Genomic DNA, 15,039 nt, shown 5'->3' on the forward strand with positions numbered 1-15,039 from the left:
ACAGAACTTTCTCATAGCTTTTTTATTAATCTCGTTAAAAAAGTTAATTTATTTCAAACGCTTTCAGCGTTTTAGTAATGATATGAACACAGTCTAACAGTTGCTCCTTATTCATTACTAATGGTGGTGCAAATCGTATAATATTACCATGAGTTGGTTTTGCCAATAATCCATTTTCTTTTAATGCAACACAGATATTCCAGGCGGTTTCACTTTCTTCATCATCATTGATCACTATAGCATTTAATAAGCCTTTACCTCGCACCAAGTTAACAATAGATGAAGTTTTGATATAGTTGGTAAGCTCTGATCTAAACAATTCTCCTAGCTGATACGCATTTTCTGCAAGATTTTCATCTCTTACTACTTCCAGCGCGGCAATCGCCACAGCTGCAGCAACTGGATTACCCCCAAAAGTACTTCCATGATTACCGGGCTTAATAACCTCCATAATAGTATTATCTGCTAGTACTGCAGATACTGGATATGCTCCGCCACTCAGCGCTTTTCCAAGAATTAAAATATCTGGTTTTACATCAGGAGTGGCAGAACAATTTTTATCACTACAACTACACTCACCACAGGTTGCCAATAACCTTCCTGTACGTGCAATACCTGTTTGCACTTCATCTGCGATGAATAGTACCTTATATTTTTCGCATAAAGCCTTGGCTTTACTCAAGTAATCTTCTGAAGGAACATATACACCCGCTTCTCCCTGTATTGGTTCTACCAGGAATCCTGCAATATTTTTAGTTTTCTCTAATACTTCTTCCAGCGCAACAAGATTATCATATTCAATTTTGATAAATCCAGCTGTATAAGGTCCAAAATTATTTCTGGCAACAGGATCATTAGAAAAAGATATAATGGTCGTTGTTCTCCCGTGAAAATTATTTTCGCATACTATAATTTGGGCTTCATTTTCTTCAATTCCTTTTTTCTCATAAGCCCATTTTCTGCATATTTTCAGAGCGGTTTCTACAGCTTCTGCCCCAGTATTCATTGGTAACAGCTTATCAAAACCAAAATATTCTGAAGCAAATTTTTCGTATTCTCCTAATTTATCATTGTAAAAAGCTCTGGAAGTCAATGTTAACTTCTGTGCCTGCTCCATCATAGCTCCTACTATTTTAGGATGACAATGTCCTTGATTAACCGCAGAATATGCACTTAAAAAATCATAGTATTTTTTTCCTTCTACATCCCACACATACACTCCTTCTCCCCTATTCAATACTACAGGTAATGGATGGTAGTTATGAGCTCCGTATTTGTTCTCTAAATCAATTGAATGTTGCGATGACTTTTTTTCTAAAACTGCCATGGTAAACGATATTAATATAAAACTTTTCGATTCCTACTTTAATCCAAGATTCGGGAGAGAAATCATCCCCATGAAGTTGTGCGCAAAATACTAAATCTTTATTGAATATTTAATTTTAAGATTAATAGAATGCTTTTGAATAAGTTTGGTTTTTTGATTTTAGTTACATTATTCCCTCTTTTTAAAATCATTTTTTTATGCTTTTTTCGGACTTTTTTGACCCGAAAGGATACACGCCCCCTTAGATTACCTTTTATTTAACAGGTAAGCAGCTTTAAAAATATTGTATAATTTGCAATTGAAGAACCTTTTTCAAAAGGGTTCATATAGTCTTTTTTTGTGATTGAGGTAACACTAAAACCTTACTTATAATCGTTTTAGGCATAGAAACTAACCAAACCAACAAATTATGAAAAAACTAATAGTTGTCTTACTCATGGGCATATCAAGCTTATTATTAGCTCAAAAAAATGATTACGCCTATTTAAGTACTAATGGAAATCTAGTAATGGTACCTGATAACGATGGCAATGTTATACCTGATTACAGTAATGTCGGGTATAAACTTAGAAATGAGCCAATACCAAATATTGGAGTTGAAATTACTTTGAACCCTAGTAATAATCCGACAAAAGATAGAACTACAGATATTCAAAATGCTATAAACACCTTATCCAATAGACCTATTAAAGCTAATGGATTTAGAGGTGCCATACTGTTTAAAAAAGGTACCTACACTCTCAAAAACACTTTAAAAATAAATGCTAGTGGTATCGTTTTACGAGGTGAAGGTGACGGTAATAATGGTACGATTATCCATTATGATAAGCGTGAAAAAAGTAATGCAATTGAAATTCATGGTACTAGGAATGCTATTGGAATTACTTCCTCCAGAAAACAAGTTACTGATAATTATGTACATATTGGACAAAATACCTTTACAGTAGCTTCAAGGCATTCTTTTACAGAAGGAGATGAAGTATTTTACATAGATCAAAAAACGGATGCCTGGGCTTCAGCTATTAAAATGGATAACTTATCCTCCGATTGTGCCAGTCATGGTGATCCAGCTCGAAGAGATTGGACAAAAGAAGACTATACTTTAAATTATAAAAGAAAAGTAGTTCAGGTAAATGGAAATAAAATAACGTTAGATGCGCCTGCTATGGAATTTTCCGATGGTATACACTCTAAAGCATTTATAGAAAAATACACTTGGAATGATAAAATAGAGCATATCGGTATAGAAAATTTAAAAATGACTTCTTTTTTCGCTCACGGAACAGATGAAAACCATGGTTGGAATGCACTGGATGTAAATGCAGTAGAAAATATGTGGATTAGAAATGTCCATATTCAGTATTTTGGAGGCTTGGTAATTGATTTGAAAAATGCTTACAAAATTACTATTAGAGACTCCAAAATTTCAGATTATAAATCCAAAGTTACTGGTGGCAGGCGTTATGGATATCACGTTTCTACTAATACGCAACGCGCTTTTGTATTTAACTGTACGTCTGAAAATGGAGGCAGACACGATTATGTAACAGGGTCTAGAGCTTTAGGTCCTAATGTATATTTAGATTGTAGTGCTACCAATGTGGCTTCAAATAATGGGCAATTTTCTGATTCTGGACCTCACCATCGATGGGCTACAGGGATATTATGGGAAAATATAGTTTCTACAGGATCAATAAATATCGAAAATCGAGGTTGTGCGGGCACTGGACATGGATATGCAGGCACACAACATACTTTTTGGAATTGTATTGCAAAATCTATGATTGCGCATAGCCCGCAATTGGCTTATAAAAATTGGATCATAGGCTGCTCAACTAGTGATGGTATAAGTGTTACAAAAAGAAGGTTTGGTGCAAGGCGTGGAACCCCAGGAGCCGAAATAGATGCAGAAAACAACGCAAGAGCTTTTAGTTTATTCAGAGAACAAGATAAATCTAGAGGAATATCCTCGAATCCAAGCGATAACTGTCAGTTTAGAAAATTAGATGGTAGAGCTAGAGATATAGGAAGCGGTGGTGGAAAAACATACATTGTTGGTAACAATCGCAGAGTTTATGAAAGAAGAAATAATAATTGGAAAATTTTACCTGATGGTGGATTTGAAGCAGATAAGTTAGATGTGAATAGTAACGGTGCTGTATGGGTTATCGATACCTATAAAAAGATCCATTTATTTAAAAATAATACCTGGTTTACTATCAATGGTCGTGCTACTGATGTAGGAGCAGGTAATAATAGTGTATATATAATTGGTGAAAATGACATAATTTTTAAACGACAAAATCAAAGTTGGAAAGCACAAAATAATGCTGTTAAGGCTAAAAGAGTTGATGTATCGGGAAGTGGCTTTCCTTGGATCGTTGGTAGTGATGATTATGTGTATCAGCTTGTCAATGGAAAATGGTTTAGAAAAGGAAATTTTAAAGCTCAAGACCTAAGTTTTGCTGAAGGAGACAATAATTTATGGGCGCTTTCTCTAAATAATGGAAAAGTAAATTTCTATGAAGGAAACAAAAAATGGAAAACACAAAGTGGTAGTGGGGAGCAAATTTCTGTAGGTACTGCCAATGAAGTATGGGTTGTGAATAATAAAAAGGAAATTTTTGTTGGTAATTGTTTAAATAGTTCAGACAATAAAGAAGATTTAACGGAACTGACCCTTACTAAAGAAATAGAAGCGTATCCAAACCCAACAAATGGATTGGTAACTTTCTCAAATATTTATAATACTTATAACGTTGAGGTTTCTAATATTCAAGGGATAAAAATAATTTCTAAAATTGTCGATAAAGATAAAATAACTATAGATTTATCTAGTATAGCTAATGGCATGTATCTGTTACATTTAAAGCAGGTTGATAACAATAACAAACCTACAAATAAGTACGTTTTCAAGTTGGTAAAGGAATAATATGGATTGCTGTCAGTCAGCACTTGTTTTAGGATCTCAGAAATTAAAATCGTTAAATCCTGGTAAGATGCTGATATATACTAAACATTAATGCTTTTTTGAAATTCCAAAGGCATTAATGTTTTTTATACTTTTTATTAAGATATAGCGAATAATTAATAAGTATATGTTTTGTATTCTTATTTTTGCGCTATGGCGAGAAAAAATAAAAAGCAAATCTTCGAAAATATTGAAATCACGGATGCCGGTGCAAAAGGTAAAAGTATTGCAAAGGCTCCTGATGGAAAAATTATATTTATTAACAATGCTGTTCCTGGCGATATTGTAAATATACAAACTACAAAAAAACGTAAGGCCTATTATGAGGGTACTGCCACTGTTTTTCATAAAAAGTCAGAGAAACGTGTAGCTCCTGCTTGTGAACATTTTGGTACCTGTGGTGGATGCAAATGGCAATTTATGGGCTATCCACACCAACTTGCTTATAAAGAACAAGAAGTCCTAAACAACCTGACGCGTTTAGGTAAAATTGAACTACCCAAGGTAACCCCTATTGTAGGATCTGAAGATCAATTTTTTTATAGGAATAAAATGGAATTTTCGTTTAGTGATAGTCGATGGCTTACGCTACAGGAGATCCAAAGTGATACTGAAATTGAGAATAGAAATGCACTGGGCTTTCATATTCCTGGGATGTGGGATAAAATATTAGACATTGATATGTGCCACCTACAAGAAGACCCTAGTAATGATATCAGAAATAAGGTTAAAAAATTTGCCACGTCAAATAACCTGACTTTTTATAATGCCAGAAACCAACACGGATTTCTACGCACCTTAATGATGCGCATAGTATCTACAGGAGAAATTATGGTACTTGTTCAATTTTTTCATGAAGATGTAGAAAAAAGAACTTTATTATTGGATCATATCATAGCAGAGTTTCCAGAAATTACTTCTTTACAATATGTAATAAATTCTAAAGGAAATGACACAATTTATGATCAGGATGTGATCTGTTATCACGGAAAAGATCATATAGAAGAAGAAATGGAAGGATTACGTTTTAAGATTAATGCTAAATCTTTTTATCAGACCAATTCTAAACAAGCTTATGAATTATATAAGATAACCAGAGATTTTGCCGGGCTTACCGGAAATGAATTGGTATATGATCTATATACAGGTACTGGAACCATCGCGCAATTTGTTGCTAAAAAAGCGAAGAAAGTGATTGGCGTAGAAGCTGTACCAGAAGCGATTGAAGATGCTAAATCAAATGCAAAACATAATAATATCAGTAATGTAGAATTTTATGTTGGTGATATGAAAAAAGTATTCACCTCAGAATTTATCGCTGTTCATGGGCAACCCGAAGTAGTAATTACGGATCCACCCAGAGATGGTATGCACAAAGATGTAGTAAGTCAATTGCTCAGTATTTCTCCTAATAAAATTGTATACGTGAGCTGTAATAGTGCCACACAGGCCAGAGACTTGTCGTTATTAGATACTATGTATAAGGTAACCAGAGTACAACCTGTAGATATGTTTCCACAAACCCATCATGTAGAAAATGTAGTCTTACTTGAAAAAAGAGAGGTAATTAAAGAACTTTAAAAAATCTAATTAAAAATCATACTATTTTGAAAATACTGTCAATTTTTTAATAGAAGCAATTTATATTTTTTTGATTCTGGTGAAAAAAAGGTGTTTATTGATCAATTGAAGTGTTTTCTACAATTTAGCAGAAGTCCATGAACGAAGTATAAAAATTTCAAAAATTGAGTCAAAAAGAGCATTTTTATAGCGAATTAAAATTGTTTAAACCTCTTCATATTCTAGTAAGATATTTTTATTTAGTTGATCTTAAAAAAACTTTTTACTACATCCACGCAGTATGTTTTATGGGGAATTTTAAGCACTATAAATATACAATAAATGTCTTCTCCATCAATAGGGAATCACAAGAAAATCAGAAAGTAAAAAAAAAGAGATTGTCTGAAAGGACAATCTCTTTTTTATAAAATCTATATAAAACACTTTATGGTCTTGTTACTGTCCCAAAAGGTCCTGTCCCATTTCCTGCAAGTGTATTAACCGATGGATTTAATTGTTGTCCTGCAGTTCCTTTAAGAGGCTTAAAGAAGAAAGGTGTTGCCTGATCAAAATCTGGATCTGGCTCTAAAGAAATTACTACTTCTTTTCCTCTCACATCGCCGTCAGCAGGAAAATTTAATGGTGATGGAGCATTATTTAAGAAATCTTCTCCAGGAAACTCTGGTGCATCCTCATTTCCACTAAACGGTGAAGAATCGTCTCTTCCTGATAAAGAGGAAAAAGTACCTGTAGATACCGGAGTATTATTAAAAATAACCCAACCTTCATACTTCCAACCTTGTGGAAGTGTAGGCAAGTCTAAACCTGCAACAGGCATCCCTCCGTTAGGATCCAAGAACCAAATACCATTTTGCTCATTGTCAGTAATCATATCTGTTGGACTTGCAATTATAAATTTACCAGAAACACTTGTAAAATCACCCACAACAGAATTTACTCTAACCTCGGCAGTAGTACCGTTAAAATTACCACTCAATAGTTTAGCATCAGACGGTGCCGGATCAGAATCATTTGGTGGCTCTACTGATAATACAAACGAAGTCGCATTATTAAGCTGATCTGCGTTTACCACAAAAGTTTGTGTTGTAGCAGTACTTGTAAATTTCCCGGTAGAGATCGGATTTCCTTCTACAATAATCCAACCTTCATACGTTGCATTATTTGTTAATGTTTCTAGACCTACAACTTGCATTGTTAAGACCGCTGTTGGAGGTCCATCATCATCTCCTGAACAGGAAACCGCCAATAAACTCATAGCAATCATACCAATTGCCAAAATTCTTTTTTTCATCATTTTTGCTTTTTTAATTAACTATATTGATCGTATAAATACCAATATTCAAATTAACTACAAAAACATGACAAAATTGTACGTTAAAACCATTATTTTTTTGAAGGATTACCATAAAATCTATTTTTCTAAGGCTATTTGTTGCTCGGGTTGTTTAAATAATTCTAGGTAGGATCTTCCTATATTAGAGACTATATCACTGGCTAATAATCCCTGATAACCAGTTTCTTTTATAGCTATATCTCCAGAACTACCGTGTAGGTATACTCCAAAAACTGCAGCATGCAAAGGATCATAACCTTGCGAAATAAGTCCTGTAATAATTCCCGTTAATACGTCTCCACTTCCAGCTGTTGCCATTCCTGGGTTTCCAGAAGTATTTACAAAGACCGTATCTTTATAAACAATGAGTGTATTTGCACCTTTTATGACAATAATACACTCATGTGCATTCGAGAAAACTTTGGTCTTTTCTATCTTATCAAAATCATCTTTCCAATCCCCTAGTAACCTTTTTAACTCTCCAGGATGCGGAGTTAATACCGTTTTTGCAGGTATCAGGTCCAAAAACTGAGGTTTTTTGGCCAAAATATTAATCCCATCAGCATCAATCACCAGATTAGATTTGTTCTGCTTCAAAAATGTTTCGAATCCCTGTATCGTCTTGTCATCAATACCCAACCCTATTCCTATTCCAATTACACCAGGTTCAAAATCTATGGATATATTTGTAATAAAATTATCTTCTCTATCTGTAACAACCATTGCTTCAGGAACAGAAGTCTGCATAATTTCATACCCACATTCTGGGATATAAGCAGTTGCCAAACCGGCACCAATTCTCAATAATGCTTCTGTAGCTAGCACAACACTTCCTATTTTACCATAGCTACCACCAATAATTACACCATGTCCATAATCTCCTTTATGAGCAAATTTATGCCTGGGTCTATATAAAGATAATACTTCGTTTTTACCTACCAACTCTGCAAAACCAGGAGTTTTGTTTATAAAATCGCGATCAAGTCCGATATCTATAACCTCAAGATCACGGGAGTACTGCCCTGTTTCAGGAAGGAAAAATATTAGTTTGGGAAGCTGAAAAGTAACAGTTGTAGCTGCATAAATAACTCCCTCCGGATCATCAGGCACTTTGTCAGCATACAATCCCGAAGGCACATCAATAGATATTACAAAACATCTGGAGGCATTAATATGCTTGATTAGTGAAATCACCCATGGCAATAAAGGACGGTTAAGACCAATACCAAATATGGCATCGATTACCATATCATCCTTTTTTATGACAGGAAAATTATCATCAGACTTTAGCTGTATTGGCCATTCTGATAAAATAGATTTTAATCGATCATAGTTTTCCAAAAAGTCTTTGGATCTGTTGTTACTGAAATTTACAATATAGGTCTTAACATCATATCCATGTTCTATTAGTAATCTGGAAACAACCAACCCATCGCCTCCATTGTTTCCTAATCCACAAAAAACATGAATTGGTATGGGTGCTCCCTGTAATCTTTGATGGAGCATATTAAATATTTGTGTGGCCGCTCGCTCCATTAAGTCTAAAGATGTAATTTTTTGTGATGCTACCGTAAACTCATCGGCCATTCGCATTTGTGCTGCAGAAAATATTTTCATTTATTTTTTTTAGGAATACTTTAATGAATCAATGTATTAATTAAAAGATCAACAAAAGTTTAAGATTCAGTTGACTTTTATTTTGTTCAAAAATAAAAAATTATACTTTTGGAGCTTAATATAAAGCAAACTAATGTTTAGTACGGTTTCAATCTCGGTTTTACTTTTCGCGTTAGGAACGATTATGATGTTTATGTATATTTCTTTTACACGTACTACTACTGCTACCATTACCCTTAGGGGTTAATCATCTTATATTTTCAAAAAACAAGTACGTAGTTCATTTTTAGTAAAAGAATTACCGAAATACTCCTTACTAATTATATAAATTAAAAAAATATCATGAACGTTCTAAAATTTGGAGGTTCTTCAGTCGCAAATGCTGCAACTATAGAAAAAGTAATAGAAATCATTAGAAAACACTCTAATGACAAACCCTTATATGTTGTAGTTTCTGCACTTGGAGGGATTACAGACTTATTAATGCAGGCTGGCAAAGAAGCTTCTTCTAATAATGATAATTATAAAAAAACGCTTGCTATCATTGAGTCCAGGCATCTGGAAACTGTAAAAGAACTAATCCCTGTAGTTTCGCAAAGTGCAATCATTAGTAAAGTTAAGTCAGAGCTAAACAAATTGGATGCTTTGTGTGAAGGTGTATTTCTATTAAGTGAATTATCTCCCAAAACAGCCTCTGTACTGGCGAGTTTTGGAGAAATGTTATCCTCTTTTATTATTTCTGAAGCTGCAAAAATAAAAGATCTGGATATAATACTAAAAGATGCCCGAGACTTTATAATAACTACGGATGCATCTAAGCTGACAGTAGATTATAATGAAACGAATTTCAGAATAAAAAGATATGTAGAAGATAATACAAGGCAAATTACTCTTTTTCCAGGTTTTGTTGCCAGAACCTCAGAAGGAGAACCTACTACGTTAGGAAGAGGTGGCTCTGATTTTACTGCTGCAATAATAGCTGCCGCAATTAATGCCTGTAAATTACAAATCTGGACAGATGTTAGCGGAATGTACACTGCAAATCCTAAAATAGTAAAACAAGCAAAACCCGTGAAACATATATCGTATCAGGAAGCGATGGAGTTATCACATTTTGGAGCTAAAGTAATTTACCCTCCTACAATCCACCCTATTCTGGATAAAAACATTCCTATTGTTATTAAGAATACGTTTAACCCAGAGGATCAGGGTACATTAATTACCAGAGAAATTACGAATAAACAAAAACCGGTTACTGGCATTAGTCATATCGATAATATTTCGATAATTTCTCTAGAAGGAAGTGGTATGGTAGGAATTCCTGGATTTTCGAAACGGTTATTCGAATCTTTATTTCTTGAGAATATTAATGTAATCTTAATTACTCAGGCATCCTCTGAACATTCTATATGTCTGGTCGTTGAGGAATCAGATGCCGAAAAGGCTAAAAATGCTTTAGATCAAACCTTTGAATTTGAGATTTCAAAAAGAAAAATTGATCCTGTAAAAATTGAAGACAATACAGCTATTGTTGCGCTTGTAGGTGATAATATGTATCATCATCAGGGGCTAAGTGGAAAAATGTTTAGCACACTAGGTAAAAACAATGTGAATATTAGAGCTATCGCTCAGGGAGCCTCAGAAAAAAACATTTCTGTTGTCATTGAGAAAAAAGATGTAAAAAAAGCACTTAATATATTACACGAACGCTTCTTTGAAGTAAAAACAAAACAGCTAAATTTATTTATTACAGGTGTTGGAAATGTAGGAAGTAGGCTCTTAGCACAATTAGAACAACAAAAGAATTATCTTAAAGAAAAACTCCGACTCAAAATTCGTGTAGTAGGAATTGCCAATTCCAGAACCATGATTTTTGATGAAAACGGAATTAAATTAGATTCCTGGAATGAGTTGTTAGCTAATGGAGAGAAATCTGAAGCTACTGTTTTTTTTGAAACTGCAAAAAAAATGAATATTCGTAATTCTATATTTGTAGATAATACCGCTGATCCAGACATTGCCAGGATATATAAACATTATCTTGCTGAAAGTATGGCTGTAGTTACCTGTAATAAAATTGCCTGTGCAGATGAATATGCAAATTATGCCGAATTACAGGAACTCTCCAGAAAGTTTAGTGCATCTTTTTTATATGAAACAAATGTTGGTGCCGGACTACCAATTATTGACACGCTGAACAATCTAATTGCTTCTGGTGATCACGTCCATAAAATACAAGCTGTACTCTCCGGAAGTCTAAATTTTGTTTTTAACAACTACAAACAAGGCACTAACTTTTATGACATTGTGAAGCAAGCACAGGAAGAGGGATATACAGAACCTGATCCTAAAATTGATCTTAGCGGAATCGATGTTGCTCGTAAAATATTGATTCTTGCCCGTGAAAGCGGGAATATTTTAGAATTAGAAGACATAGAAAATGAAGCTTTTTTACCTAAAACGAGCTTAGATACCGCTAGTGTAGCTGATTTCTTAGAATCTCTGAAAGAAAATGAAACTCATTTTAAACAAATTCTGGAGGAAGCAGATAACAAGCATTGTCGTCTCAAATATGTAGCGCAATATGAAGAAGGAAAAGCCAAAGTAGGATTGCAACATATTTCTGAAGATCATCCGTTCTATAACCTGGAGGGAAGTGATAATATTGTTTTATTTTATACAGACCGATATCCCAAACAACCTCTGATTGTAAAGGGAGCTGGTGCTGGTGCAGAGGTTACTGCTTCGGGTATTTTTGCAGATATCATTAGAATTGGAAAAAAGTAAACTACCTCGGGGCAGACCCACGAGGCATTTATTGAAAAAAACATTTTGATTTCGAGGCAAGCCTCGGAGCATTTAAATCTCGATTATCGAGTAAATTTTCATAAAATGAAAACCATACAATTTAAAAAAACTTTAGACACAAGAGTGAATGATTATTGTAATCATCAAAAACTCCATCTGATCTCTAAACAATACGCATAAACAGATGAAAAGTATAAAAGTATTTGCCCCTGCCACTGTTGCTAATTTATCTTGTGGGTTTGATGTTCTGGGATGTTGTCTTGATACTGTTGGAGATGAAATGATTATTCATATTACTTCAACCCCAGGGGTCAGAATAATAAAAATTGAAGGAGCTGACTTACCACTAGAAACAGAAAAAAATGTTGCAGGAGTAGCTGTACAAGCTTTATTAGCTGAGTACGGAAAAGAGATTGGTGTAGAAATTGAAATATTTAAAAAAATAAAAGCAGGTAGTGGGATAGGCAGTAGTGCTGCTAGTAGCGCGGGCGCTGTATGGGCTGTAAATCACCTTTTGGGCACTCCTTTTTCTACTTATAAACTTGTAGAATTTGCAATGGTTGGTGAGAAACTGGCTAGTGGTAATGCACATGCCGATAATGTAGCCCCTGCCCTTTTGGGAGGATTCACATTAGTTCGAAGTTATACACCACTAGATGTGATCAAATTGAACAATCCTAAAGATTTGGTGATGACTGTTATCCATCCGCAAATTGAAGTTAAAACATCAGATTCTAGATCTGTCATTAAACAAAATGTTTCCCTAAAACAAGCAATCAATCAATGGGGAAATGTAGGTGGATTAGTTGCTGGTCTTTTTACAGAAGATTATGATCTTATTGGCAGAAGTTTAGAAGATGTGATTATAGAACCTATGCGTTCTATACTCATTCCGGAATTTCAGAAGGTAAAAGATACTGCTATTCGACAAGGAGCACTTGGTTGTGGAATTTCAGGGTCAGGACCTTCTATATTTGCTTTGAGCAAAAGTATGAATACGGCTCAGAAAGTAGCTCAGGGTATTAATGAAGTATACAAAAAAACGGGCCTTGATTTTGATATTCATATATCAAAAATAAATAATCAAGGAGTAAAAATAATGGAGTTATAATCCTCAATGGAAGAAAACAAATTAGAAGGAGACTAGAGATAGTTAAAAAAGCGTTTGTAAGCAAGGAGATGAATATTTTAAGCATCAAAGATGCTATCTGACTTCTAAAACAATAATTATATAAGTGATGAAAGAAATAAAAAAGATTAGTACGGGTTCTCCCTGGGAAGATAGTGTAGGATATTCCAGAGCAATCAAAATCGGAAATATTATAGAAGTATCAGGAACTACTGCAAAAGGTGCTAATGAATATGAACAAACAGTTGCTATTATTGAATCTGTAAAAAAAGTATTGATAGAATTTGACGCAGACCTGGCACATATAATTAGAACCCGAATCTATTGTACTGATATTACCAAATGGGAAAAAATTGGAGAAGCCCACGGAGAATTTTTTAAAGATATCAAACCAGTAACATCCATGGTAGAAGTTTCTAAGCTTATCGATCCGGATATTCTGGTAGAAATAGAATTTTCTGCAATCGTTTAATTAATGATTAATAAAGACACAAATGCTCTATTACAGTTTACATAATAACGCTCCCAAAGTATCTTTTTCTGAAGCTGTTGTAAAAGGATTAGCTCCAGACAAAGGCTTGTATTTTCCAGAAACTATTACTCCTTTACCATCATCTTTTTTTGATACCATTGAAAACCTTGATCCGATAGAAATAGGATACCAAACAATCAAACAATTTATTGGAGATGAAATCCCGGAAGCGGTTTTAAAAAGCATTTTAAAAGATGTATTAAGTTTTGACTTTCCTGTCGTTTCTATAGAAAAAAACATTGGCACTCTAGAGCTTTTTCATGGGCCAACTATGGCGTTTAAAGATGTCGGGGCCCGATTTATGGCTCGGTGCTTAGAGTATTTTAATGAAAATAATAAAAATCAAGTGACGGTTCTTGTTGCGACTTCTGGAGATACTGGAGGAGCTGTAGCTCAGGGTTTCCTGGGGGTACGAGGAGTTAATGTTGTGATTTTATACCCATCGGGTAAAGTGAGTGATATACAGGAGAGACAGCTCACAACATTAGGAAAAAACATAACAGCATTAGAGGTAGACGGGGTTTTTGATGATTGCCAGGACATGGTAAAGAAGGCATTTCTAGATGAAAGCATTACCGCTCACAAACAACTTACTTCTGCTAATTCTATCAACATTGCCCGGTGGTTACCTCAATTATTTTATTTCGTTTTTGCCTATAAACAACTAAAGAATAAAAAAAAGGATATTGTCTTTTCTGTTCCCAGTGGGAATTTTGGGAATATTTGCGCAGGAATTGTAGCTAACAAGTTAGGATTACCTGTTAAACATTTTGTTGCCGCTACTAATATCAATGATACTGTAGTAAGATATATGGAAAATTCTGAATATAATCCACAGCCATCAAAAGCAACTATCTCTAATGCTATGGATGTTGGAAACCCAAGTAATTTTATAAGAATTCAACAGTTATTCGATAATAATTTTGAGTCTCTTAAAAACAGGTTTTCAGCCTTTAGTTTTGATGATTCTACTACCAAAGAAGCCATGAAACAAATTTATGAAGAAACTAAGTATATTGCAGACCCTCATGGGGCTGTAGGATATCTGGGGCTTAAAAAATATCAATTACAAGAAAATGAATATGGGGTATTTTTAGAAACAGCGCATCCGGTTAAATTTTTGGATATTGTAGAAGAAACATTGAATACAACTGTTGAGATACCATCACAGATTAAAAAGGTATTAAACAAGGAGAAGGTTAGCTTAAAAATAAAAGATTATCAAAAATTAAAGGAGTTCTTATTAAAATAGTAGAACTCCTTTAGAGTATTTTTAAAAATAATTTTCAATTATTTTGTGATTCTATTGAGAATCATTTGACAATTTTGCCATAATATCCAAGATTCTTGACTTTCTGTTGTTTTTTCATAGTCTTTGTCAAGCCTTCGGAATAAATTAAAGATTCCAAAAGTTCTTTCTGTTACCCATCTCCATTTTAACGGAACAAATCCTTTGGAGGAAGGAGGTGCGGATGAGATCTCGACTTCGAGTCCAGCTATATTTCCTTCTACCTACTTCATAAATGTTTTCTTGTAAGCATCATCTGCCAAGATTTTTTCCATACGATCTAAATACCCTAATAGAGGTTCTACCACCTTACTTGCAACCACACCATCCGCTTGATTAGCTGCTCCTACAATTACTCCCCAAATTAATCCTGCGGTATCTGTGATCACATGTCGTTTTCTACCGTTAATTTTTTTATCCCCATCTATTCCTTTGTCCAGATGTGTAAATGGT

11 protein-coding genes are annotated in these 15,039 nt (G+C 34.2%); 6 read left to right on the plus strand and 5 right to left on the minus strand.

Annotation, left to right across the window (positions count from 1 at the left end; all coding sequences use genetic code 11):
- Positions 1-43 precede the first annotated feature (43 nt).
- Entirely contained in the window at positions 44-1,327 is a 1,284-nt protein-coding gene (rocD, locus tag F0000_RS11970; protein ID WP_149624955.1) for an ornithine--oxo-acid transaminase, read from the minus strand.
- A 409-nt stretch (positions 1,328-1,736) separates the two neighbouring features.
- On the opposite strand from rocD, the gene F0000_RS11975 reads away from it, so the two are divergent.
- Together F0000_RS11975 and rlmD are read left to right on the plus strand one after the other, a co-directional pair.
- Positions 1,737-4,259: a tectonin domain-containing protein gene (locus F0000_RS11975; RefSeq protein ID WP_149624956.1), complete on the plus strand. Its 2,523-nt coding sequence runs from the start codon at positions 1,737-1,739 to the stop codon at positions 4,257-4,259.
- A 192-nt stretch (positions 4,260-4,451) separates the two neighbouring features.
- Positions 4,452-5,879 (plus strand): 23S rRNA (uracil(1939)-C(5))-methyltransferase RlmD, encoded by a 1,428-nt coding sequence (rlmD, locus tag F0000_RS11980; protein WP_149624957.1) that lies wholly within the window; start codon positions 4,452-4,454, stop codon positions 5,877-5,879.
- A 424-nt stretch (positions 5,880-6,303) separates the two neighbouring features.
- Here rlmD and F0000_RS11985 read toward each other — a convergent pair whose 3' ends face one another.
- Together F0000_RS11985 and F0000_RS11990 are read right to left on the minus strand one after the other, a co-directional pair.
- Positions 6,304-7,170 (minus strand): anti-sigma factor, encoded by an 867-nt coding sequence (locus F0000_RS11985; protein WP_255452700.1) that lies wholly within the window; start codon positions 7,168-7,170, stop codon positions 6,304-6,306.
- A 120-nt stretch (positions 7,171-7,290) separates the two neighbouring features.
- Positions 7,291-8,829 (minus strand): NAD(P)H-hydrate dehydratase, encoded by a 1,539-nt coding sequence (locus F0000_RS11990; protein WP_149624959.1) that lies wholly within the window; start codon positions 8,827-8,829, stop codon positions 7,291-7,293.
- A 342-nt stretch (positions 8,830-9,171) separates the two neighbouring features.
- Between F0000_RS11990 and thrA the strand changes: the two genes are divergently transcribed.
- From thrA to thrC, 4 genes are all read left to right on the plus strand, one after another.
- Positions 9,172-11,616, plus strand: a complete 2,445-nt coding sequence (thrA, locus tag F0000_RS11995; protein ID WP_149624960.1) for a bifunctional aspartate kinase/homoserine dehydrogenase I — start codon at positions 9,172-9,174, stop codon at positions 11,614-11,616.
- Between the two features lie 205 nt (positions 11,617-11,821).
- Positions 11,822-12,748, plus strand: coding sequence for a homoserine kinase (locus tag F0000_RS12000; protein ID WP_149624961.1), 927 nt, complete (start codon positions 11,822-11,824; stop codon positions 12,746-12,748).
- Between the two features lie 127 nt (positions 12,749-12,875).
- Positions 12,876-13,238 (plus strand): RidA family protein, encoded by a 363-nt coding sequence (locus tag F0000_RS12005; protein ID WP_149624962.1) that lies wholly within the window; start codon positions 12,876-12,878, stop codon positions 13,236-13,238.
- Positions 13,239-13,260: 22 nt separating this feature from the next.
- Complete coding sequence (thrC, locus tag F0000_RS12010; RefSeq protein WP_149624963.1) at positions 13,261-14,550, plus strand: threonine synthase; 1,290 nt, start codon at positions 13,261-13,263, stop codon at positions 14,548-14,550.
- 38 nt (positions 14,551-14,588) lie between these two features.
- Here the strand turns inward: thrC and F0000_RS28600 are convergent, their stop codons facing one another.
- Entirely contained in the window at positions 14,589-14,798 is a 210-nt protein-coding gene (locus F0000_RS28600; RefSeq protein ID WP_149624967.1) for a transposase, read from the minus strand.
- A 12-nt stretch (positions 14,799-14,810) separates the two neighbouring features.
- The coding region (locus F0000_RS12020) for a transposase (RefSeq protein WP_149624964.1) at positions 14,811-15,039 on the minus strand (229 nt) is incomplete at its 5' end.

This window comes from Aquimarina sp. RZ0 (assembly GCF_008370685.1).
In the GTDB taxonomy this organism is placed as follows: domain Bacteria; phylum Bacteroidota; class Bacteroidia; order Flavobacteriales; family Flavobacteriaceae; genus Aquimarina.

Coding starts and splice junctions, on each gene's coding strand:
- thrC (WP_149624963.1), top strand. CDS start 13,261: ATGCTCTATTACAGTTTACATAATAACGCTCCCAAAGTATCTTTTTCT.
- rocD (WP_149624955.1), bottom strand. CDS start 1,327: ATGGCAGTTTTAGAAAAAAAGTCATCGCAACATTCAATTGATTTAGAG.
- F0000_RS11990 (WP_149624959.1), bottom strand. CDS start 8,829: ATGAAAATATTTTCTGCAGCACAAATGCGAATGGCCGATGAGTTTACG.
- F0000_RS11975 (WP_149624956.1), top strand. CDS start 1,737: ATGAAAAAACTAATAGTTGTCTTACTCATGGGCATATCAAGCTTATTA.
- thrA (WP_149624960.1), top strand. CDS start 9,172: ATGAACGTTCTAAAATTTGGAGGTTCTTCAGTCGCAAATGCTGCAACT.
- rlmD (WP_149624957.1), top strand. CDS start 4,452: ATGGCGAGAAAAAATAAAAAGCAAATCTTCGAAAATATTGAAATCACG.
- F0000_RS12005 (WP_149624962.1), top strand. CDS start 12,876: ATGAAAGAAATAAAAAAGATTAGTACGGGTTCTCCCTGGGAAGATAGT.
- F0000_RS11985 (WP_255452700.1), bottom strand. CDS start 7,170: ATGAAAAAAAGAATTTTGGCAATTGGTATGATTGCTATGAGTTTATTG.
- F0000_RS12000 (WP_149624961.1), top strand. CDS start 11,822: ATGAAAAGTATAAAAGTATTTGCCCCTGCCACTGTTGCTAATTTATCT.